Genomic DNA, 22,705 nt, shown 5'->3' with positions numbered 1-22,705 from the left:
TCATCCTCAGGAGGCGTACGAAACATGAGAAAACAAGCGATTCGAGCGATATTGGCCGCAGCGATCGGTTCCGCGGCGATTCTTCCTTCCCATATCCAAATAGCAAACGCGGACGCGGCTTCCTTTACGGACCTGTCCCAGGCCGGAGTTGATCAAACGGCGATGACGGACATGCTGAACCGGAATATCTTCTCCGGCTACGGCGACGGAATGATTCGCCCGAACCAGCCGATCACGCGCGCCGAGCTGGCGAAAGTGCTGGTCCGTACGTTCGGCTTGATCGAAAACGAGACGAAGGATGCAGCCTTTCGCGACGTCGCCGGCGGCGATTGGTATTCCGGCGATGTGGAGGCGCTTATCGACAATGGCGTCATCCCGGGCAAGGAAGCGATGTTTCAGCCGAATCAGCCGGTGACGCAAGCTTATGTTACGGATGCGCTGAGTAAACTATTAGCCAAGAAGACGGCCATTATCCAAACCTGGTTCCAGGACGGCTACCAGGCGGAGAAGCCGGTTACCCGCGGGCAGGCCGCTTCGCTGCTGCATCTCGCCGAGCCGCGTAAGCCGTCAAGCGATGCCGCGGTAACCGGGCTGAAGGCGGTCAATCCGATTACGCTGGAGGTGACGTTCTCCGCGCCGCTCACGGCGCAAGACGTCGATCTGGACACGGCGAAGAAAAATTTCGCGTTTACGGACGGCTTGTCGATCGTCAACATTCCGCAGCTGAAGAACGGCGCCGTCTCCACCTATATCGTGCCGGTCACGCTGCAAAAGCCGGGAACGACCTACACGCTGACCTATAAGGGCAAAGCAGCCGGCACGTTCACGGCAATGACGAATAAAATCACGCTCAATGGCACGGCGCAAGTCACGTCCGACACGTTCGAGGTGACGTCCAGCCAGCAGGACGGCGTAGCGGATTACGGCTACCTCGTCGAATCGTATTTTGGCAGCCGCGGCGGCAAAGAAATCGCGATCGACGATAACCAGTCGCTTAACGGCGTCACCTATCAGGTCATTTCGTCGCTCCGATCGAGACAAGCACTGCTGACACCCGAGAACGGACAGCCGATCGTCGTCGATTATGTGCCGTATACGCAGGCGACCGACGGACGTCAAGCGCCGAAGTTCCGCTTGCCGAGCGGACAACAGCTGCAGCCGGGCGTCAGTTATACGGTATCGTCGGACTGGTTTACACTGAAAGAAAATACGTTCACAGCCAAAGCCATCGCGCCGCTGTCGATTCAATCCGCCAAGGCGGCAAGCGAGACGACGCTGACGGTCGCTTTGGCAGCCGATCCGATGGACGAGATGTTCTCCGGCAGGTCTGTCACGCTAACGGACGAAAGCGGACAAACGTTGACGGCGCAATACAAAGTGCAGACCCGCAAAGGAGCGGAAGGCACGTTCGAGCTGACGGCCGGCGGCAAGCTCAACCCGTCCGTTTCGTACAAGGTCTCGCCGGTCGGCGACTGGGCGGTTGCCGGTAACGTCATGCTGCAAGGCAAGTAAGGAGGATCGAGGTTCAGGTCATTCTGTCACGGGATGACGCTGGGCCTCTTTTTTGCGGTTACGGTGGCTGACGGACGGTTCCAAGGCGTCGCGGGTGAAGGTTCAGGAAGAAAATTCGCTCCTTAAGGAATTTTTAAAGATTTCTTGCGAGATTATTTATTTGCTTATGTTACCTTCATATAAACCGTTTCGACCGGTGATGCCGGTTGAACGATCGATGGAGGGAAATGCTGATGAAGAGAAGAAAATGGGGGAGATGGCTGCTGCTAGCGAGCATCGCGGCGTGTATGGCCATGCTCGTTCGGCACTACGTGCCGCTGCTGTTCGCGCCGGAGATTCATGCGCGGGCCGCGATCCTGATCGATGCGCAAACGGGGGCCGTTTATTATGAATCGAACGCTGATGAAGCGCTGCCTCCGGCAAGCATGTCCAAAATGATGACGGAGCTGCTCATTCTGGAGGACGTGTGCTCCGGTAAGCGCCGCTGGAACGAGACAGTAAGGATCAGCTCGTATGCCGCCAATGTACCGGGGTCGAAAATCGGCGTCAAGCCGAAGGATACGTATACCGTTCGCGAGCTGTTCGAAGCGATGGTCGTGCACTCCGCCAACGATGCGGCGGTCGCGCTGGCTGAACAGGCTAGCGGAACGGAAAGCAAATTCGTCACGCGTATGAACCAAACGGCGAAGAAGCTCGGACTGTCGTCCGGCACCGTGTTCGCCAACGCGACAGGACTTCCATCAGCCGATATTCGCGGCTTCCAGTCCGCCGCCGCGGCGGGAGATACCGAGATGACCGCGCGGGATATCGCCAAGCTGGCGGCCCGTCTCGTGACCGATTACCCGGAAGTGTTGGATATTACCCGGAAACCGCAAGTGACGCTGGCGCGCACTAACCTTACATTGCAAGCTACGAATTTGATGCTGCCGGGCGAAGCTTACGCCTATTCGGGCAATGACGGTCTCAAGACAGGCTTTACGGACGAGGCGGGCTATTGCTTTACCGGTACGGCGATGCGGGGCGGCAGGCGGCTGATTACCGTCGTGATGGGCACGGCGGCGCCCGAAGCGCGTTTTGTGGAGACGGGGAAGCTGCTGACATACGGCTTCGCGCGACCCTAACCGCTATGGCGGACGGTTGAATCGGACAAGCTGCCTAGCTTCGCCGTGCAGACTCCTTTGATCGGAGCCATTCCTCATGCTTTTGCCGTACCTTTTGCCATATGGCTTCCTTCTCGAGGCCGCTGTACCGCACCAGACGTTCGCCGAACACATCGCCCAGCACGTCCAGCCATTGCGTTCGCGACCGCAGCTCGGTCTTTGTGATGCCGCTGCCGTCATGTTTACTCCACATACATCCGCGCAGCTCGTTGCTTTCCATCGCGAGCCGGTTGCGGATGAGAAACAGCCCGATCCATGGCGAGTCTGCCGAACGGCTGTAATGCTCGTGATTCGCGGAAAACACGTCGACCCCATCCACAACCTCGGGAGCGACGTCGACGCCCGTAAAAGACGCCCCCGGATCATGCACCAGCCGCCAGCCGTGTTCCGCAATGCCGGAAGGAACGACTTGATAGATGAAAGGACCTTGCGTGTAGACGCCTTGCCGGAGCGGGAGCGGTTCATACGGCAAATCCCCGAGTCCGGCATCGACGATCCAGCGTTCTTCTTCGCCCGCTTCGTTCTCCAGCGTGACGGTCAATCCCAGGTGGAACGAGTTGATTCGCGGCGCTTCGCCATGCGGCTGTACGCCGGCCCGGTGCATGGATACGCGATAGCCCAGCGAGCGAAGAAGCGTGCTGAACGCGCCGTTCAGGTGAAAGCAATAGCCGCTTCGTCCGTTCACGATGAGCTGCACCGATTCCCGTACGTCGATGGTGGCCGGTTGTCCGGCAAATATATCGAGCGTCTGCCAAGGAACACGGCTCACATGGGCCTTATGCAGCTCGAACAAGTATGGCAGCGTCGGGACCTCGATAGCGTCTATGCCGATTCGGTTCAAATACGATTGGATGTCATCCAGCGTCATAATCATGCGCAGCGCCTCCTGTCCTCATATGATATATAGCGATAACCTTTATTGCGGCGGACGCATTGGGGGGCGTCCGGAATGCCTTGCGGAGAGGGAACGTCTCCTGCTCCACAGCATGAATAGAATGCCGATGGCAAGCGGATATAAAGCCGGCCACCCCAAAAACGGATACAGTCCCAACGTGACAACGAGCGAAATCCAGGAGGAGCTGCGGCCGACCCGGGTGTCGCGCAGCAGACGCGTACCGGCCAGGCAGCCGCCGATGTAGGTCGCCATGAACGTCGCATTGGGGAGCGCGATCAGTTGGGAGAGCGACACCGTCTTGAACAACAGCGCTGCCATGCTGAACGCAATGCCGACGGCGACAAAAGCGAGTCCGCCGATCGGCGTATTGTATTTGCGGTGAAGTGTGCCGAGCCACTTCGGCGCCTCCCCCGCCTGCGCCATCGCATAGGCGATGCGCGAACCCGCGCTGGCATAAGCGTTGAAAGCGGCGAAACAAATAAAGATGGCGGTGACGGCTACGATCCAGCCGCCGACAGGTCCAAGCGAGCGCTGCACCAGGACGCTCAGCGCCGCGGCCGACCCGGCTCCACCGTAGCTGTGCGTGGCGATCGTCATGAAAGCGACGGCGAAGTAAAGCGCGGATACGATGCCGGCGCTCCAGAGCACGCCGCGAATCGCGTTTTTGCGCGGATCGACGAACTCGGCCGACAGATGGGTGACCGCTTCCCAGCCGATGAAGCACCAGAACATGAGTCCCGCCGCTTGAAACACGCTCATCGCTCCTCTGGGCATGAACGGTGTAAAGTTGGCAGAGGACGCATGCGGCATGCCCGCTACGATCGCCAGCAGCAGGATGGCAACGATTAGCGTAATGACGATCGTCTGTACGCTGCCCGCCAAATGCAGGCCGAATACATTCATGACAAGCGGAATGATCAAGATGAGCGAGGCCGCCGCATACGTCTGGAGATCGCCCCAATGCAGCAGTACGCCTACGTATTGAGCGCCGGTGACGGCGACGACGGGACCTCCGATCGGCACGGAGAGCAGGAAAAACCATCCGACGAGCTGTCCGGCTTTGCGGCCGTAGGCGAGACGGACAAAGTGGGACACGCCTCCGGAGCTGGGGTGCTTTGCCGCGAGCAGCCCCATCGTAATCGCCATCGGGATGACCAGGACGGACATCAGCAGCCAGGCGACGATCGACGCAGGTCCGGCCATTTCGGCGGTAAGTCCCGGAACGAGCAGAATGCCGGAGCCGATAACCGATCCGATATAGAGCGCGACGATTTGCGGCAAATTCAATGTCGCTTGAAGCCGGGGTGATTTGGCAGATGATGGTGGTGACATTGAAATTCCTCGCTTTGATTTATAAGCTTTCTTTATTTTGACTAAAGCTTACTTTATACTAAATCTGACCCTTAAAGAAGGGTCAGATTTTATTTACTTTTCCATGTCAGATTTCCAGGGAGCTCATAGGATATGCTGAATCTTCACTTGACCGATCGATCTGCCCTGCCCGCCTATATGCAGCTGTACACGCAAATGCGGGATCAAATCCGGAGCGGAGGCATTCCTTACGGTATGCGGCTGCCTTCGGTCCGGTCGCTTATGCAGCAGCTCGGCACTAGCAAGACGACGGTGGAATCCGCCTATCACATGCTGTTGACCGAAGGGTACGCCGTCAGCCGGCCGAAGTCCGGCATCTACGCCGCCAATCCGTTCGGCGCATCGCAGCCTGCCCCGCCATCGGCCGGGACGGATCGGACGTTATCGGGGCCGCTTCCCAAAGGTCCGGCGGAAGAAGCGCATCGGATCGACTTCCGGCCATCCGCCGTCGATGCGCAGCTGTTTCCGATGCGGAGCTGGAGAAAAATGCTTCACGACACGCTCGATCGTTCGGGCGAGAAAATAAACAAGTACGGCGACCCGCAAGGAGAATATGCGTTTCGCACCGTGCTGGCGGACTATTTGCGGAATTCGCGCTGCGTCGTTTGCGTGCCTGAGCAAATCGTCGTCGGCACCGGCATTCATTATAGCGTAGGCATACTGGCCAAGCTGTTCGCCGGCATCGGGCGGATCGCGTTCGAGGAGCCCGGGTTTGCCCCGGTTCGCGAGCATTTCAACCAATACGGCTTTCGGATCGAGCCCGTTCCCGTTACGGAGAAAGGCATTAGTGTCGAAGCATTGGAACAATCCTGCGCGGAGGCTGTCTATATAACGCCCTCGCACCAATTTCCAACGGGAAGCGTTATGCCGTATCCGGAGCGTGAGCGACTTCTACGCTGGGCGCAGACAAAAAATGCATATATCATCGAGGACGATTACGACGGCGAATTCCGTTATTCCGTCAAGCCGATTCCGTCTTTGCAGGGGCTGGACCGCGACGGGAGAGTGATCTATATCGGCACATTTTCCAAAGTGTTCACGCCCGCATTGCGGATGAATTATATGGTGCTTCCCCTCACGCTTGTCGAGAAAATGAACAACGTGAACTATTTGTTCGACGGTCCGTCGCGCATCGATCAATGGGCGATGCAGTCTTTTATCGAGCAGGGCCACTGGTATCGTCATATCCGGCGAATGCGCAAAACGTACGGTAAAAAGCATCACCGGTTTATCGGGCTGATCCGCGATTATCTGGGTGAGCATGTCCGGATTACGGGCCACAGCGCCGGACTTCATATTCAACTGACCGTCGATACGAACCGGACGTCCGGTATTCTTGTAGAACGGGCGGCAGCCGAGGGCGTCAAAGTGTATGATCTGCAGGAAATGTGGATGAAGCCTGTCCCATCGGAGCGCCCGCAAATTTATTTGGGATTTGGCGGCGTGAGCGAGCAGCAGATGGAAGAAGGTATAGTTCTGCTGAAGAAAGCTTGGGAGGGACTGTGGGAGGAAGCGTGAGAGGAGGAGTGGAGAAACTGTGGGAGGCAGCGTGAGATAAGGAGGGAGAGGAAGCATGAGGGAGGGCGTCAACCGTGCCGCCTCCCCCGCGGATGTTGTCATACGAACAGCTGAGCAGATTATGTAAGGCTGGAGATTAGACGCACCCGTATCGGTTTCCGAAGCTTACGAATCGAATCGGGAATGTCGTCTGCGACGCCGCGGGGTGGCCTGTAAAACGCGGCGGTTAGCTGACGAACCGTTTTAAAAACTGCAGGCTGCTCCTCATATTCGGCTCCGGATCGTCTGTCTTGCATTCCGCCGAAATCATCCCCGTATAGCCGATCTCCTTCAATATCCCCATGAACGTCTCGTAATCGTACGTTCCCGAGCCTGGATGCAGCCGCCCGGTGTCCGCCACATGAATATGCGCGAGCCACTTGCCGTTCGTTCGCAGCGTGTCTAGAGGCTCCTGCTCCTCGTCCATATGATAGAAGTCGGCGAGCACTCGAATCTCCGGCCGGTTAACCTGCTGCGCAAACTGGACTGCTTCGTCGACACTGTTGATGATATTCGATTCTTTTCGGTTTAGAGGCTCGATGGCAAGCGTGACGCCGGTGCCTTTCAGCTCGTCCGCACACCAGTGGAGCACCTGCAGCAGCTGCTCTTCCGCTTGTAAGCGTTCGCAATTATCCGGTACGTTGCGGGCCCCCCCGCTGCCCAGCACGATGATCCGGGCGCGGGCCTCGCTCAGCACCGCTGCCGCCCGGGCAATATAATGGCGTATCCGCGCGGTGTCCGCGTCGGGACCGACGAGCTTCATGTCTTTCGGGAACAAGATGTTGAAAGCGGAGGCGGGAAGCGGCGAGGCCAGAATCGGTTTCATGGCGTCGGCCAGTCCGGAGTCTTGCTCCAGCGGCAGCGTAGCGACAGGCAGTTCAATAAAATCATACCCAATGTCCTTCAGCAATTCGGCGTTCCGGATCGACGTGCACCATCCAATGTTCAAATCAGATCCCTCCCAAAAGTCTTTATCGGTTCGTAAGGCGCCGGTTTGCGGCGTGTCACTGTGCGTTCTTCCTTATTGTAGCAACATATGCCGATCGCCACTATGCAAGAAAAGCCGAAAACAACGAATCTTGCGATGAAAATCTCGGTTGTACGTACAAGTTAGCGCGCGCGGCGTTCCATGCTATAATACGAATGATTGTATTTAACCTACACGAGGTGCGACGTTGAACGAGAAACCGAAACCGAAGCATGAGCAAGTGAAAGAAATGATCATGTCCTGGATCGCTGCGGGGCGCTATAAGCCGAACGAGCAGCTGCCGACGGAGCATGAGCTGGCCGAGCTGTCCGGGACGAGCAGACAGACGGTCCGACAGGCGCTCGGGACGCTTGTGCAGGAGGGCCGGCTGTATCGCAAGCAGGGGAGCGGAACGTACATTTCGGCGATGCTGGAACGAAGAACCGCGGAGCTGCCGACGGTTGGCGTGCTGACGACGTATATCTCCGACTATATATTTCCGCAGATCGTCCGCGGAGCGGAATCCGTACTGCGCGAGCAGGGCTGCCGGATGATGCTGTCGAGCACGGATAACGACAAGGCGAAGGAACGGGACCAGCTGCTGATGCTGCAGGCCGGGTCGCTGCAAGGACTGATCATCGAGCCGACGAAAAGCGCGCAGGGCAATCCGAATCTGGATTGCTATTTGGCGCTCGATTATATGAAAATCCCGTATTTGATGATCAACGAGCGTTACGCGGAGCTGAATTGCCCCTGCGTCAAGGTGGATGACGAGCTGGGCGGGTATCTGGCCGCCAAGCATTTGATCGAGCTCGGCCACGAGCGGATCGCCGGGTTTTTCAAGACGGACGATTTGCAGGGGACGCAGAGGCTGAAAGGTTTTTTGCGCGCGCATCATGAGTTCGGGATTGCGCTTCGCCCCGAGCATGTCGTTCATTACGTTACGGAAACGAAAGGAACGCAGCCTTTCGAGCGGGCGCTTGCAATGCTGTCTCAGGCGGAGGAACGGCCGAGCGCGATCGTATGTTATAACGATGAGCTGGCGGTGGGGCTGCTGGAAGCGGTTCGCCGGCTGGAGCTGCGCGTGCCGGAGGACGTGTCCATGATCGGCTTCGACGACTCGTTTCTTGCGACGGCGACGGAAGTGAAGTTAACGTCCGTCTCTCATCCGAAAGCGGAGCTCGGCAAGAAGGCGGCGGAGCTGCTGATCGCGATGATGGAAGGGACGTCGCCCTCGCTGAACCGGGATATCCTGTTCGCTCCGGAGCTCGTCGTGCGGCATTCGACCAAGCCCTATGAAAAAAATGGTGACAAATTTGTACGTACAAATATATAATGAATTTGTCGGTAAGCCATGACTGTTTTTTTCGGGAAAGGGTGAGATCCTATTGCTCGAAACATTGAAAAAGGAAGTGTGGGAAGCGAATATGGCGCTTCCTCGCCATGGATTGGTAACGTTTACATGGGGCAATGCGAGCGGCGTCGACCGTGCCTCGGGGCTTGTCGTGATTAAGCCGAGCGGGGTTCCTTACGACGAGCTGCGGCCGGACGACATGGTTGTGGTCGATCTGTACGGAAACGTAGTTGAAGGTCGGCTCAAGCCATCCTCCGATACACCGACGCATGTGGTGCTGTACAAGGCGTTTCCTTCGATTGGGGGCGTTGTACATACCCATTCCCCTTGGGCAACGAGCTGGGCGCAAGCCGGACTGCCGATCCCGGCGCTCGGCACGACGCATGCGGACTATTTCCATGGCGAAATTCCATGCACGCGGGCGATGACCGGGGCGGAAATCCAGGGAGCTTACGAGTCGGAGACGGGACGTGTGATCGTCGAGACGTTTGCCGGATTGGACCCGATGGAGGTTCCGGGAGTGCTTGTGCACAGCCACGCGCCGTTCAACTGGGGGACGGATGCGCATAATGCCGTGCATAATGCCGTCGTCCTCGAGGAGGTCGCGAAGATGGCGCTGCATACGTTCGCGCTGAGGCCCGGCGTTCCCGTTATGGACCGGATGCTGCTGGACCGTCATTTTTTGCGGAAGCACGGAGCGAAAGCGTATTACGGGCAGCCGTAACGTTCGTTGAACACGTCAGCCTGCCAGATGGATGGAGGGAGAAGGAACATGTCCAAAACATACGCGATCGGCATCGACTACGGTACGGAATCGGGTCGGGCGGTGCTGGTCGACTTGGCCGACGGTATGGAAGTGGCCGATCATGTGACGGAGTATCCGCACGGCGTTATCGACGAGCGGCTGCCTGGCTCGGGCGTTCGCCTGGAGCACGATTGGGCGCTGCAGCATCCCGGCGATTACCTGGAAGTGCTGCGGCGGTCGGTACCGGAGGTGATCCGCCGTTCCGGCGTGCAGCCGGAAGAGGTGATCGGGATCGGCATCGATTTTACCGCGTGTACGATGCTGCCGGTCGACGCGTCCGGCGCGCCGCTCTGCTTCGACCCGTCGCTGCAGGCGAATCCGCACAGCTGGGTGAAGCTGTGGAAGCATCATGCGGCGCAGGCCGAGGCGAGCCGGATCAACGAGGTCGCCGCTGCGCGCGGCGAAGCGTTCCTGCCGCGGTACGGCGGCAAAATCTCTTCGGAATGGATGCTTGCGAAGGCGTGGCAAATTTTGAACGAAGCGCCGGATCTTTACGAGCGCACCGATCTGTTCCTTGAAGCGGCGGACTGGGTCGTATACCAGCTGACCGGACGCATCGCTCGAAACAGCTGCACAGCGGGGTATAAAGCGAACTGGCACAAGCGGGAAGGCTACCCGGACAGCGCTTTTTTCAAGGCGCTCGATCCGCGGCTGGAGCCCCTTGCGGCAACCAAGCTTCGCGGCGGTATTTTCCCGCTCGGCACTAGGGCCGGGACGTTGACGGAAGCGATGGCCGCGCAGACGGGGCTGCGGCCGGGCACCGCCGTCGCCGTTGGCAATGTGGACGCGCATGCGGCCGTGCCGGGCGTCGGCGTCGTCACGCCGGGCAAGCTGGTAATGGCGATGGGCACCTCGATCTGCCATATGCTGCTCGGAACGGAGGAGAAGCACATCGAGGGCATGTGCGGCGTCGTGGAAGACGGCATCATCCCGGGCTATCTCGGATATGAAGCGGGGCAGTCCGCGGTCGGCGATATTTTCGCCTGGTATGTCGAGCAAGGGGTTCCGGCCTATGTAAGAGACGCGGCGGCGCAAGAAGGCACTGGCATCCATGAATGGCTGGAGCGGCGGGCCGCGGCTTACCGGCCGGGCGAGACCGGACTGCTGGCGCTTGATTGGTGGAACGGCAACCGGTCCGTGCTCGTCGACACCGATTTGACCGGCTTGATCGTCGGCTATACGCTGCAGACAAAGCCGGAGGAAGTGTACCGTGCTCTGCTGGAAGCGACGGCATTCGGCACGCGCAAAATCATCGAAGCGTTTCAGGACGGCGGTGTGCCAGTGGAGCAACTGTATGCCTGCGGCGGTCTGCCGCAGCGCAACCGGCTGCTGATGCAGATTTATGCCGATGTGACGAACCGGGAGATCAAGATCGCCGATTCGAAGCAGACGCCCGCGCTCGGCGCGGCGATGTTCGGCGCGGTAGCGGCGGGAAGCGCTGCAGGCGGCTACGATTCGATCGTGGATGCGGCGCAGCGGATGGCGCGTGTCCGGGAGGAGACGTTCAAGCCGATCCCCGCGCATGTGGCGGTATACGATCAGCTGTATGCCGAGTACAACCGGCTGCATGATTATTTCGGCCGCGGCGCAAGCGACGTGATGAAGCGGCTCAAAGCGTTGAGGGAAGCTGCACTGCATTAGAAGCGGCCGATATCCGCGTGGCGGGTAGCCGTGCGGAACCGCTCTGCTTTTATCCGAATAACGGTTATCCGAACGCTCCAATACGACATAGGAGGAATCATTCGATGTTGCCTGTTCAGCCATATGAATTTTGGTTTGTGACCGGGAGCCAGCATTTGTACGGGCCGGAAACGCTCCGGGAAGTCGAGGCGCATTCCGTGCAAATGGCGGGCGGGTTGGACCGCGCAGAGGCGATTCCTTATCGGGTGCTGTTCAAGCCGGTCGTCACGACGCCCGATGCGATTCGCCGTCTATGCCTCGAGGCCAACGCGGACGACCGCTGCGCTGGATTGATCACCTGGATGCATACGTTTTCGCCTGCAAAAATGTGGATTGCCGGCTTGACTGAGCTCACAAAGCCGCTGCTGCACTTTCACACGCAGTATAACCGGGATATTCCATGGGACAGCATCGACATGGATTTTATGAATTTAAACCAGGCGGCTCACGGCGACCGGGAGTACGGCTTCATCGGAGCGAGGCTCGGCATCGCCCGCAAGGTGGTTGCCGGCCATTGGCAGGATGAGCGGACGTGCCGGCGGATCGGCGGGTGGATGCGAACCGCTGCCGCATATGCGGAAGGTCGCAATCTCAAAGTGGCCCGTTTCGGCGACAACATGCGTCAGGTCGCGGTGACGGAAGGGGATAAGGTCGAAGCGCAAATCCGGTTCGGCTGGTCGGTGAACGGCTACGGCGTCGGCGATCTCGTCCAGACAATGAACGAGGTAACCGATGCGCAGCTGCGCGCGCAGCTTGATGAATATGCTGAGCAATACGAGATCGGCTCCGACGTTCGCAGTATGCCTGCTATGTGGGATGCGGTCCGTTACCAGGCGCGCGCCGAGCTCGGGCTTAAGGCGTTTCTGCAAGCCGGCGGGTTCGGGGCGTTCACGACCACGTTCGAGGACTTGCACGGCTTGGAGCAGCTTCCCGGTCTCGCCGTCCAGCGGCTGATGGCCGAAGGATACGGCTTCGGCGGCGAAGGCGATTGGAAGACCGCGGCGCTCGTCCGCATCATGAAGATGATCGCCGGCGGCGAAGGCACGTCGTTTATGGAGGACTACACTTACCACCTGGAGCCCGGCAGCGAGCTCGTGCTTGGCGCGCATATGCTGGAGATATGCCCGACGATCGCGGCGGCGCGCCCGCGCATCGAGGTGCATCCGCTCGGGATCGGCGGCAAAGCGGCCCCGGCGCGCATGGTATTCGACGGACGCGGCGGTCCGGCTGTCAACGCGTCGCTGATCGATCTGGGTAGCCGCTTCCGGCTGCTCGTCAATGAAGTGGAGGCGGTGCAGCCGGAAAAGCCGATGCCCAGGCTGCCGGTGGCGCGCGTCCTGTGGAAGCCGCAGCCGTCATTGCAAACGTCGGCGGAAGCCTGGATCATGGCCGGCGGTGCGCATCACACCGGCTTCTCCTACGCCGTTACGGCGGAGCAGCTGGCCGATTGGGCGGAGATGGCCGGCGTCGAATGCGCGGTCATCGGCGGGCAAACATCGCTGCAAGCATTCCGGAACGAGCTGCGCTGGAACGATATGGCCTGGCGCCTCCGCTAGGCCGCCGCAAACGAATTCGAAGGAAGGCCGCATCCTTGATATTACGTCGAGGGCGCGGCCTTCTTGGCGCTGCGGTATACACCGGGCGGCATTCCGGTCTTCCGCTTGAACGCCTTGGAGAAATGATGCACGTCTGCAAATCCGCAATAAACGGCGATGTCCTCCAGCGGCAGCGCCGTCGTGTGGAGCAGCTCCTCCGCATGCCGGATGCGCAGGTCCAGCAAATAGCGGTGCGGCGGAACGCCGAACCGCTGCTTGAATACGGCGCTGAAGCGTGAAGGAGACAAGCTGGCGCGCCGGGCCATTTCTTCGATCGAGAGCGGTTCGGACAAGTGAAACGAGAAAAACGACGTAATCCAGTTCAGTGACTGCGGTGCTTGACTGGACGCGGCCGTGCCGGGGGCTGTATGATCCTCCAGCACCGCCAGAACGACTTGCATGGCCAGCGTTTGCGCCTTCAATTGGAGCAGCGGCTCGCGATGCTGCCAGCTCTCCACCATGTCCAGAAACGTATTGCGAAAATGAACGGGGTGTTTCGGTGTGAGCCGGACCGGCACGTGTACCCCTTGCAAATCGTTCAGCCGCGGCTGCATCAGATGGAGATAAGCGGTCAAATCGAGCTGCCCGGCACGCGTCGGGAAGCTTTCTTCCCGCTGCGGGTTGTAAAACAGATCGAGGTGGGCAAACGGCGTGATCGAATGTGTCCGGCCTTCCAGCGTGACAACGCTGTCCGGTTGAATCAGACAAAATTCGCCGCTGCCGAACGCATACGCCTCGCCGTCGATATGAAACACGCATTCCCCCTCTTGTACATACACGATCAAATAGTCCAGCAGCCTGCGTTCCGCCGCCGACCACGGAGATCGTACGGCAAAGTTGCTTTGCCGAATATAAGGTAGAATCGGCTGCTTTTCGATGAGCTCCGACAAGTACATGCAGCGCCTCCGTTTCGTTTCTTCCCGTTCATTTTGCCGCCAGACCATGAGAGGTTGCTATTGCAGCAAGTCATGGCCTGTCCCTCACATTCACCTTTATTTTAACATAGAGCCTATTTAATGCGCAGTTGTTTTTGACAAACGGATCGGTATTCCTGAACAAAGCATTCACGGTAGGAAGCGCTTATAATAGCGTTAGCAGGAGAGGGACGCTCCCGTCACAATGAAGGCGGCAGACCCGAGGAAGGCTTGAGCGAAGAAGGTCAATGAGGAAGTCGGCCCCAAGATGCTTCGATGGAGATGCCCCTGAACATGCCGGGGGCGCGCAGAGCTTGGGACCGTATGATTAATCCGAAAGAGGTGCTGAAGGATGAAACATGATATCGCGCTGGACACGCTGCCCGTAATGGATGATGCGTATGATTTGACAAGGGAGCAAATTCGCTCGTACCAGGACAACGGTCATATCGTGCTGCGGGGCGCCGCTTCGCCCGGAGAAATCGAATGCTACGAACCGGTCATCGAACAGCTGGTTCAGCAGCATAATCGGCACACGAAGCCGGTGCACGAGCGCAATACGTATGGAAAAGCGTTTATTCAGGTCGGCAACTTGTGGGAAATGAGCGAGGCGGCCAAGCGGTTCGTCCTGGCTCGGCGGTTCGCCAAAATCGCAGCGGAGCTGATGGGGGTGGACGGCGTGCGCATTTATCACGATCAGGCGCTGTTCAAGGAACCAGGCGGCGGGCATACGCCGTGGCATCAGGATCAAATTTATTGGCCGCTCGATACGCTGCACACGATCACCATGTGGATGCCGCTCGTTCCGGTATCCGAGGAAGTCGGATCGATGACGTTCGCCAGCGCAACGCACCGGTCAGGCTCGCTCAGCCGGGAGCTGATCTCCGACGAATCGCACCGGACGTTCGGCAGCTATATCGAAGCGAAAGGGATCGAAACCGTCAATTATGGAGCGCTCGCGGCCGGCGACGCGACGTTTCATGCGGGCTGGACGCTGCACTCCGCTCCGGGCAACCCGACGGATACGATGCGCGAGGTGATGACGATCATTTATTATGCGGACGGAACCCGCGCGCTGGAGCCGGACAGCCAGGCGAGGCGCAACGATTTGATCCGCTGGCTGCCTGGCATTCAGCCGGGGGAATTGGCAGCAAGTCCGCTCAATCCGATCGCATATCGCCGCGAATAGAAGTAAAGGCCTGTACCCGGCGCTGGGTGCAGGCCTTTGCTTCATCATGTGAGACGAATGGGCCATCGATTGCCAGCGGTGATGGTCCAGTGTCTGTCGAGTGCGGCTGACTTGGGATGGTCGACCGAACGCCGCTCAGCACAACTGCAATCTGCGCCAGGGATCACACTTGGGAAGTTAGGCGGATTTCGGTTGACTCAGGCGCATTCCCGGAGAATCCGTCCCATCCTGCCAACCCTCTGCTGACCCTGCAAGCCGCCTGCATGGGCTCGCATCGGAACGGAAAGAAGCCGTACTTCCGGGATTAGTGCTGCTTGTTCGACAGCTGTTTTTCCGGATGATTGTCTCCGCTCGATCTCTGATTCTTCTCGGCTTTCGCTTGATTTTCATGAATTTTCTCGACGAAGCTTTTCGTATCGCCGTTGTTTGCTCCAGTCATGCCTGCTCCTCCTCACTGTATCGCTATATATTGACAGCATCTGTATTATTTCACGGACAGCCCGATTTTATTTGCCGGGACAGCCGCTGATGCGCAGCAAACAACTGCCCCGTATGCTGATAGCAGAAAGGGGAGGATGTACGGTGAGCAAAGAAATGTTTAATAAGTCCCTCAAAATTTTGACCGAGGATAAAGATATGAAGCAAATGTTCAAAGATCTTCAAAAGATGCATAAGGAATTGGAAGTGCTGGTCAAGCAGTCGGAATCGTTGAAAAAAAAAATAAATACATTTCATTGATGGTACAGCGCGGTGCAATCGGCAGGGCGGTCGCGTTCGAACGCGCGCGAATCCCAGGCGCGCGTTTCAGCAATGCGAGGCTGTCGGTCGAACCTTTTTATCCTGTAGGCTGTTTCGGACGAAAACGGCCATTTCCAGAGTTCTGCGAATCATTGTCCATCCGGCTGAATGCCAGTACTTTGTTTTTCCGGTTGAACGGATCCGGTTGTTTGCATATAATACGATCAATCAATCGACACAAGCCGGAGGGAACAGAAATGCGAACGGAAAATCAAGTGAAACGCAAGCTGAATGAGCTGAACGCGTTGAAAAAATCAGTGGATGAACGGCTTGCTTCCGCCAAAGCTTCGGGCCGGGAGGCCGAGGTTTCTTCGCTGGAGGCACAATCTGCACAGCTGGAGGAGCTGGCCGGCTTGCTGGAGTGGGTGCTGAACGCGCCGATCGGAAGATATCATGCTTGATCGCTGCCGAGAGAGAAGGGTTTGAGGGGCAAGTACATAGGCTAAATGAAGAAACGAAAGCTGTCTGTGGTGAGTTATCATTTTGTGCTGGGGCCGGGAAGCGAAGACACTTATCCTGCAGACTGCTCCAGCGGTGTGGTCCGATCGCGCGCACAAACGCACGTAATGATGTGCGCACGTTGATTTTTTGCAGCCAGCTTGCTTGTACTTTTGCTGGCCGACAGTGCGTGCGATCACTTGCTATGACGTTGCTCATTATGGCTTGCGCATATAAACCTGTACACTAAAGCCTTATACACTATGCCTTTCACATTATGATTTACTTTAAGACTGCAGGATTGACGGCAGGGGATGAACGATATACAATGGAAACCAAGAATACTTTAATGGTTTCTTAGGTAATGACGGAGGACAACATCATGGAGGATATGGTTAAAGGGCGCATTGTGAAAGAAGCTGCCGAGCTGTTCCATACCAAAGGATATCGAAGCGTGACGCTCAGTGAGCTGGCGGCGCGGCTCGGAATGAGCAAGAAGACGCTTTACTTGTATTTCAGCGGAAAGGAAGAGATTGCCGAAGCTGTGCTCGGCTTAACGATGAACGCAATCGCGGGCAGCATCACGGAGCAGTTGAAGCGCGAGGACGATCCGCTCGGCGTGCTGCGGAAAACGTTCTACGGCATCAAGGGGGAGCTAGTGAAGCTTCATCCGATCTTTTTGGAAGATATTCAGAAATTCGCGCCGGGGTTGTGGGAACGGCTGGAGCAATTTCGCGCCCGCCAGCTCGTGTTTATCGAGGAGCTGCTGACCCGAGCGAAGCAGGCTGGACAAATACGTGACGTTCATCCCCGTCTCGTGGCCGCAATGATGATGGACAGCATCCAGCGAATGGTCCGGCCGGATTTTGCCGCAAAACATGGGGTGGCTATACCGGAGGTAGCGGATACGTTGTTTTTGCTGTTTTTGGAGGGACTCCGCGCGAACCGGAAACCATAAAGGAGCGTGCATGTGATGAACGAAATGGTGCTCGATTTTGACCGCATTGACAAAAGCAGCCTTCCGCTCGTCGGCGGCAAGGGGGCGAATCTGGGTGAAATGACGCAGGCCGGCTTTCCGGTCCCGAGTGGATTTTGCGTAACGACGGCAGCTTTTTCGGCTTTTGCCCGGCAAAGCGCGGAAATGCCGGAATATTACCGCCGGCTTGACCAGGTTCAGGCGGATGATTTGCAGCAAATCGCTTCGCTGGGACGCATGATCCGCGACCACCTGATGACGCTCCCGATTCCTGAATCTATTCGCTCGGCTATCGCCGCGGCCTTGCACAGGTCGGGCGAGAACAAGGCGTATGCCGTCCGGTCCAGCGCAACGGCGGAAGACTTGCCGACGGCGTCGTTCGCGGGCCAGCAGGATACGTATTTGAACATTTGCGGCGAGGAGCCGCTCATGCTGGCGATCCGCCGGTGCTGGGCTTCGCTGTTCACCGACCGGGCGATCTCCTATCGTGCCAAAAACCGCTTCGATCACCGCGCGGTCCTGCTTTCCGTCGTCGTGCAGCAAATGGTATTTCCCGACGTGTCCGGCATTATGTTCACCGCCGACCCGGTCACTGGCCATCGCGGCACGACGACGATCGATGCGAGCTTCGGCCTAGGAGAAGCGCTCGTCTCGGGGTTGGTTTCCGCCGACTTGTATCAAGTCCGGTCGGGAGCTATTTTCGGCAAAAAAATCGCCCGAAAAAAACTTGCCATTTACTCCTTGCCCGAAGGCGGCACGGTTACGCGGGAGCTCCCGCAGGAAGACCAGGAGCGGCAGGCACTTGGCGACTCGCATATTGTGGAGCTGGCCGCGATTGGGGAGAGCATTCGGAAGCATTACGGCTCGGATCAGGATATTGAATGGTGCTTTGCGGAGGGGCGTTTTTTTATCGTGCAGAGCCGCCCGATCACATCGCTGTACCCGCTCGCTCCCGTCTCTGTGCCCCCGGGAGAAAGCCCGCATCTTCTCCTATCGTTCGGCCACCAGCAAATGATGACCGATGCGATCAAGCCGATGGGCCTTTCGCTGCTGAAGACGATGTTTCCGTTCGGCAAATCGTCGGTGCGCGCCGAAAGCAAATATGCCGCCGCCGCAGGGGGGCGCATGTTCCTCGACATTACGCCGCTGCTAGCATTAAAGCCTGCGAGGAAGTTGGTGCCGAAGCTGGTGAGCGGTATCGACGAGCTGATCGGGAGCGGCGTCGGCGAGTTCGTGCAGCGCGAATCGTTTGTCCGTCATTTGCCTCGCGTGCCCGGATTGAAACGACAGGTTGCTGGGTTTGCCGGTCGCATTCTTTTACGCGGAGCGCGCAACTTGCTGTTCGCGTCGGTGTCGAAGGCGCATCCGACCGTGAACGCTTATATTGAGGCCTCTGTCCGCGAGGGGAAAAGCCGGCTGAGCGGCGTAACCGGACCGGAGCGAGTCGAGCGGATTCAGGAGCAGATCGGTGCACTGCTTCGGCGGATGTTTCAGGAGCTTATGCCTTATCCGCTGGCCGGCATCATTTCGTCGCGCCTCATCCGCGTGATGTTGGAACGCTGGCTTGGCGAGCCGGACATCGTGCACGTGCTGAACAAGTCGCTGCCCGGCAACGTGACGAGCGAGATGGGACTCATTATCGGCGATTTGGCCGACGCGGCACGGCCTTATCCGCAAGTGATCGAGCTGCTTCAGCACTGCGAGCCGAAGCGGTTTCGAGAGCAATTGCGCCAAGTCGAGGGGGGCGATGTCTTCGGTCAAGCGTGGGACCGGTTCATGGAAAAGTACGGCATGCGCAGCCCGGGCGAGATCGATGTGACACGGCCGCGCTGGCGCGACGATCCTGCGACGCTGCTCCCGTCCATCGTCAGCCACTTGCGCAGTATGAAGCCCGGCGAGCATCGGACCAAGTTTGCGCAAGGCGCCGATGAAGCGAGAGCGGCGGAGCAAGACGTGCTGTCGCGTCTGCGGGCCCAGCCGCTGGGCGGGCTCAAAGCGGCGCTAATGGCGCGAGGCATCGCCGTCTTTCGCGGCTTGATGGGGCTGCGCGAGCATCCGAAATATTTGATGATGCAGCATTTCGGGATGATTCGCGAGGCGCTGTGCGATGAAGGGCGCCTTCTGGCGGAGGCGGGGGTCCTGACGGACAAGGAAGATGTGTTTTACTTGTCGCTGGATGAACTGCTCCGGCTGACGCGGGGAGAACGGATCGATGGACTCGATGAACTGCTGCCGCTGCGGAAGCAGGAGTTCGAACGCTATCGCGCCCTTACCCCGCCTCGTCTCATGACAAGCGAAGGCGAAATCGTTACCGGCCGCCGCAAGCAGCAGGACGCGCCGGAAGGTGCTTTGCTCGGCACGCCCGTGTCCGCGGGCGTTATCGAAGGCATCGCCCGCGTTGTGCTGCGGCCGGAAGAAGCGAAGCTGAGCAAAGGCGAGATCATGATCGCGCCGTTCACCGACCCCGGCTGGACGCCGCTGTTTCATTCCGCGGTCGGCCTCGTCATGGAGGTCGGCGGCCTCATGACGCATGGCGCTGTAGTCGCCCGCGAGTACGGATTGCCGGCCGTCGTCGGCATCGATCGGGCGACCGAATTGATCCGTGACGGCGACCGCATCCGCCTGGACGGCACGCGCGGCTACGTGCTTGTGCTGGAGCGCAAGTGACAACAGTTGGAAGCATTCGGCGAATGTACGCCGGATGCTTCTTTACATTGCAGCAGCGGGGAGCGTTGAGGGGAGCTGCATGGATTCGGCGGGGCGCGACGAACCGAGAGAGTGCCGAATCGTCGCTGCGAGGCTGCTTTGTCGCTAGGCAGAGCGCTGCGCGACCGCGGCGAGGTTAGGTCGCGATGGTGAGTGAAGTGCGTGCACGAAGGAGCTCTGCGCATACAATTATTGAAATCGGGCTTGCGTGGCGGAGGCGATGAACGTGGTATACCTTCTCCTGGCATGTTGCCTGGCAGTGTAGTGAAGGAGCACGGCCAGAAGGCGGATCAGCTCCCCGGCTATCGGTCGATCGCGGACCTTGCGGCGCGGGCCATGACGGCCGGACGTGGGATTAACGCCGGACGTGGAATTAACGTGTGGAGGCGAGTCGCGAGGGAGGACGCTGCACATGTCCGCATCGTGGCTCTGCATATATGCGAAACTTACCGTTCTAGCAGGGACGTCCGGATTAATATGTCGACAAATCGAACTAAAATTGTCGCGATTTAACGATTTTTACGCTACAGTGTACCAAATCGAATAATTCAGAGGGTTAGCCCTCTGAATTATTCGATTTGGGCTATTATTCGGCAAATTCCTGATTATTCCCCTCAACAGAGTTCGATTTGGACAATAATTTATTCGCCGGACCCAACAAGGCAGCCCCCTCACCCAAGCAGCCTGCCACTCGGACATAGGTTAACAATCGGCATATAAATGGGTTATAATGGGAGTGCTTGCATCGAACGAATGGGAGGGGAGCGGCATGGCAATGCTGCGTAAGCCAGAGTCAACCGAGTATGCTTCTTACTTTGGCCAATATATCAAATTAGTACCTGAGGGTTATCTGGCCGATTTGCTGGCCGAGCAGTCGGAGCAAACGAAGAGCATGCTGGATCAAGTGACCGAGGAGCAAGGAAGCTTCCGCTATGCTCCAGGCAAGTGGAGCTTGAAAGAGGTGCTCGGGCACATAGCCGATACGGAGCGTATAATGAGCTATCGCCTTCTGCGCGTTGGACGGGGCGATCAAACGATGCTGCCAGGGTTTAGTGAGGAAGCTTTTGTCTCCGGTGCGGCTTTCGATCAGCAGCCGCTGAAGTATTTGATCGATGAACTCGCTGTCGTTCGCCTGTCAACGCTTAGCTTACTCAGCGGGATGCCCGATGAAGCGTGGATGCGCAAAGGGAACGTAAACGGGATCGAAACGAGTGCGAGAGCGCTTGCCTACGTGATCGCCGGCCACGAGCTTCATCATTGCCGCGTAATCAAGGAACGGTATTTGTCCGCTGTCCGGTAACATAACTCCACGCCATTGCAGCGCAAGCTAGAGCAGAGGATGATTGAAAATGCAGGAGACATTTCGGGCTTTTGTCGTGAACCGTTCGGGAGGAGCAGGGGCCGCGGAGTTACAAACGCTATCGCCGGCGGATTTGCCGGCAGGGAACGTCACGCTGCGCGTAGCCTACTCCAGCGTGAACTACAAGGACGCGATGGCGGCTTCGCCAAACAATAAAATCGTAAAAGCCTATCCGATGGTGCCCGGAATCGATATGGCCGGGACGGTGGTGGAATCGAGCGATGCGCGGTTCCGACCTGGCGATCCGGTCATCGCTACCGGATATGAGCTCGGGATATCGCATTTCGGCGGCTACAGCGAGCTCGCCCGCGTACCGGCCGACTGGCTTGTGCCACTGCCGCCAGGGCTTACGCTCCGGGAAGCGATGGCGCTCGGTACCGCCGGCTTTACGGCAGCGCTGTCCATTCACCGGCTGGAGCAGAACGGGCTTACGCCCGGCGACGGGCCGGTGCTGGTCACCGGCGCTTCCGGCGGCGTCGGCAGCCTCGCGGTCGCAATGCTGGCGGGGCTTGGCTACGAAGTCGAGGCAAGCACGGGAAAAGACGAGGAGCATGATCATTTACGGCAGTTGGGCGCGGCTGCCATATTGCACCGTTCGGCGTTGACCCCGGAAGCGATTCCCCCGCTGCAGCGGCAGCGCTGGGCCGGCGCGGTCGACACGGTCGGCGGGCAGACGCTCGCGTTCGCGCTCGGATCGATGCGTTACGGCGGTTCCGTCGCGGCCTGCGGCGTAACCGGCGGAGCGGACGTGCCGACGACGGTGTATCCTTTTATATTGCGCGGCGTCAATCTGCTAGGAATCGATTCGGTGTATTGCAGAGCGGATACCCGAGCGGAGCTATGGAACCGGCTTGGGGGAGATTTGAAGCCGAAGGGGCTAGACGCCATTTGCCGAGAGATTACGCTTGATGAGCTCCCCGGAACGTTGGAGCAAGCGCTAAAGGGAACAGGCAAAGGCAGGACGATTGTGAGGCTGGCCGAATGATACAATGTTCTGAACCTCGCCGCAATATTGTCGAACGGATTCGCTAGCGCGCATGTGTGCAAGTCTTTAAAGTCTTTCGCTAGAGGTTGGTCATCAACCGGCGGTTCAAAGGAGGCGGTTCCTTTGTTAAAGAAGATCGGAATGTTGTGCGCCGTATTTCTGGTTATGCTGGCCGTTTGGATTGCGGCATGCATGTTGTTCGGCGAAATGTACGGTACGGCGGGATTCAGCGGAGCGCTGGTGATCGGATTTTTTTCCGTACCGCCCGTTTTATGGTTCGCTTCAAATAAGTTGTTCCGCGCCGGTGAAAAGAAGCCGCTCGACATGTGAATCGCTGGAAAGCGGCTCGGACAAAATCCATGCAGCTCCCACAGTAAAAGACGTTTTCGCCCGGCACACGATGAGCTGGAAAGTGGCTGGACGTAACCCCTCCAACCCCGCCG

General features: G+C 58.3%; 20 protein-coding genes. 15 read left to right on the top strand and 5 right to left on the bottom strand.

Annotated elements, in window-relative coordinates; translation table 11 throughout:
• Window positions 1-24 precede the first annotated feature (24 nt).
• Together KXG62_RS10805 and KXG62_RS10800 are read left to right on the top strand one after the other, a co-directional pair.
• Window positions 25-1,512, top strand: coding sequence for an S-layer homology domain-containing protein (locus KXG62_RS10805; RefSeq protein WP_218091964.1), 1,488 nt, complete (start codon window positions 25-27; stop codon window positions 1,510-1,512).
• A 233-nt stretch (window positions 1,513-1,745) separates the two neighbouring features.
• Window positions 1,746-2,633 carry a D-alanyl-D-alanine carboxypeptidase family protein gene (locus KXG62_RS10800; RefSeq protein WP_218091963.1) on the top strand — a complete coding sequence of 296 codons (888 nt, stop codon included), beginning with the start codon at window positions 1,746-1,748 and terminating at the stop codon, window positions 2,631-2,633.
• A 34-nt stretch (window positions 2,634-2,667) separates the two neighbouring features.
• Here the strand turns inward: KXG62_RS10800 and KXG62_RS10795 are convergent, their stop codons facing one another.
• Window positions 2,668-3,546, bottom strand: a complete 879-nt coding sequence (locus tag KXG62_RS10795; protein WP_218091962.1) for an arylamine N-acetyltransferase family protein — start codon at window positions 3,544-3,546, stop codon at window positions 2,668-2,670.
• A 42-nt stretch (window positions 3,547-3,588) separates the two neighbouring features.
• On the bottom strand, window positions 3,589-4,899 hold the full coding sequence (locus tag KXG62_RS10790; protein ID WP_218091961.1) for an APC family permease: 1,311 nt from the start codon (window positions 4,897-4,899) through the stop codon (window positions 3,589-3,591).
• Between the two features lie 132 nt (window positions 4,900-5,031).
• Between KXG62_RS10790 and pdxR the strand changes: the two genes are divergently transcribed.
• A complete protein-coding gene (pdxR, locus tag KXG62_RS10785; RefSeq protein ID WP_218091960.1) occupies window positions 5,032-6,456 on the top strand; it encodes a MocR-like pyridoxine biosynthesis transcription factor PdxR in 1,425 nt (474 codons plus the stop codon).
• Window positions 6,457-6,682: 226 nt separating this feature from the next.
• Here the strand turns inward: pdxR and KXG62_RS10780 are convergent, their stop codons facing one another.
• A complete protein-coding gene (locus KXG62_RS10780) occupies window positions 6,683-7,444 on the bottom strand; it encodes a sugar phosphate isomerase/epimerase family protein (protein WP_218091959.1) in 762 nt (253 codons plus the stop codon).
• A gap of 226 nt (window positions 7,445-7,670) precedes the next feature.
• On the opposite strand from KXG62_RS10780, the gene KXG62_RS10775 reads away from it, so the two are divergent.
• The 4 genes from KXG62_RS10775 to araA all read left to right on the top strand — a co-directional run bounded on the left by KXG62_RS10775 (window position 7,671) and on the right by araA (window position 12,857).
• A complete protein-coding gene (locus tag KXG62_RS10775) occupies window positions 7,671-8,798 on the top strand; it encodes a GntR family transcriptional regulator (protein ID WP_218091958.1) in 1,128 nt (375 codons plus the stop codon).
• Between the two features lie 52 nt (window positions 8,799-8,850).
• Window positions 8,851-9,540 (top strand): L-ribulose-5-phosphate 4-epimerase, encoded by a 690-nt coding sequence (gene araD / locus KXG62_RS10770; protein ID WP_218091957.1) that lies wholly within the window; start codon window positions 8,851-8,853, stop codon window positions 9,538-9,540.
• A 48-nt stretch (window positions 9,541-9,588) separates the two neighbouring features.
• Window positions 9,589-11,262: a ribulokinase gene (locus KXG62_RS10765; protein ID WP_218091956.1), complete on the top strand. Its 1,674-nt coding sequence runs from the start codon at window positions 9,589-9,591 to the stop codon at window positions 11,260-11,262.
• Between the two features lie 104 nt (window positions 11,263-11,366).
• The gene (araA, locus tag KXG62_RS10760; protein ID WP_218091955.1) at window positions 11,367-12,857 is read left to right on the top strand and encodes an L-arabinose isomerase; all 1,491 of its coding nucleotides are present in this window, start codon (window positions 11,367-11,369) and stop codon (window positions 12,855-12,857) included.
• Between the two features lie 41 nt (window positions 12,858-12,898).
• Here araA and KXG62_RS10755 read toward each other — a convergent pair whose 3' ends face one another.
• Window positions 12,899-13,792 carry an AraC family transcriptional regulator gene (locus KXG62_RS10755; protein WP_218091954.1) on the bottom strand — a complete coding sequence of 298 codons (894 nt, stop codon included), beginning with the start codon at window positions 13,790-13,792 and terminating at the stop codon, window positions 12,899-12,901.
• A gap of 370 nt (window positions 13,793-14,162) precedes the next feature.
• Here KXG62_RS10755 and KXG62_RS10750 point away from each other — a divergent pair, with 370 nt between their 5' ends.
• Window positions 14,163-14,999 carry a phytanoyl-CoA dioxygenase family protein gene (locus KXG62_RS10750; RefSeq protein WP_218091953.1) on the top strand — a complete coding sequence of 279 codons (837 nt, stop codon included), beginning with the start codon at window positions 14,163-14,165 and terminating at the stop codon, window positions 14,997-14,999.
• 304 nt (window positions 15,000-15,303) lie between these two features.
• On the opposite strand, the gene KXG62_RS10745 is transcribed toward KXG62_RS10750, so the two are convergent.
• Window positions 15,304-15,438, bottom strand: a complete 135-nt coding sequence (locus KXG62_RS10745; protein WP_218091952.1) for a DUF4023 family protein — start codon at window positions 15,436-15,438, stop codon at window positions 15,304-15,306.
• A 143-nt stretch (window positions 15,439-15,581) separates the two neighbouring features.
• On the opposite strand from KXG62_RS10745, the gene KXG62_RS10740 reads away from it, so the two are divergent.
• The 7 genes from KXG62_RS10740 (at window position 15,582) to KXG62_RS10710 (ending at window position 22,592) form a co-directional block, all read left to right on the top strand.
• Window positions 15,582-15,737: a hypothetical protein gene (locus KXG62_RS10740; RefSeq protein WP_218091951.1), complete on the top strand. Its 156-nt coding sequence runs from the start codon at window positions 15,582-15,584 to the stop codon at window positions 15,735-15,737.
• Between the two features lie 257 nt (window positions 15,738-15,994).
• A complete protein-coding gene (locus KXG62_RS10735; protein WP_218091950.1) occupies window positions 15,995-16,198 on the top strand; it encodes a hypothetical protein in 204 nt (67 codons plus the stop codon).
• Between the two features lie 419 nt (window positions 16,199-16,617).
• The gene (locus tag KXG62_RS10730) at window positions 16,618-17,193 is read left to right on the top strand and encodes a TetR/AcrR family transcriptional regulator (RefSeq protein WP_218091949.1); all 576 of its coding nucleotides are present in this window, start codon (window positions 16,618-16,620) and stop codon (window positions 17,191-17,193) included.
• Between the two features lie 15 nt (window positions 17,194-17,208).
• Window positions 17,209-19,878, top strand: a complete 2,670-nt coding sequence (locus KXG62_RS10725; RefSeq protein ID WP_218091948.1) for a phosphoenolpyruvate synthase — start codon at window positions 17,209-17,211, stop codon at window positions 19,876-19,878.
• A gap of 814 nt (window positions 19,879-20,692) precedes the next feature.
• On the top strand, window positions 20,693-21,217 hold the full coding sequence (locus KXG62_RS10720) for a DinB family protein (RefSeq protein ID WP_218092030.1): 525 nt from the start codon (window positions 20,693-20,695) through the stop codon (window positions 21,215-21,217).
• 49 nt (window positions 21,218-21,266) lie between these two features.
• On the top strand, window positions 21,267-22,262 hold the full coding sequence (locus tag KXG62_RS10715; protein ID WP_218091947.1) for an oxidoreductase: 996 nt from the start codon (window positions 21,267-21,269) through the stop codon (window positions 22,260-22,262).
• Window positions 22,263-22,385: 123 nt separating this feature from the next.
• Window positions 22,386-22,592, top strand: coding sequence for a hypothetical protein (locus KXG62_RS10710; protein WP_218091946.1), 207 nt, complete (start codon window positions 22,386-22,388; stop codon window positions 22,590-22,592).
• Window positions 22,593-22,705 lie beyond the last annotated feature (113 nt).

Origin of the sequence: Paenibacillus solanacearum (assembly GCF_910593845.1) — a bacterium.
GTDB classification, from domain to species: Bacteria; Bacillota; Bacilli; order Paenibacillales; family NBRC-103111; genus Paenibacillus_G; species Paenibacillus_G solanacearum.
Note: the sequence above shows the minus strand (reverse complement) of the source record. Positions and strands in the feature narration are given on the sequence as shown.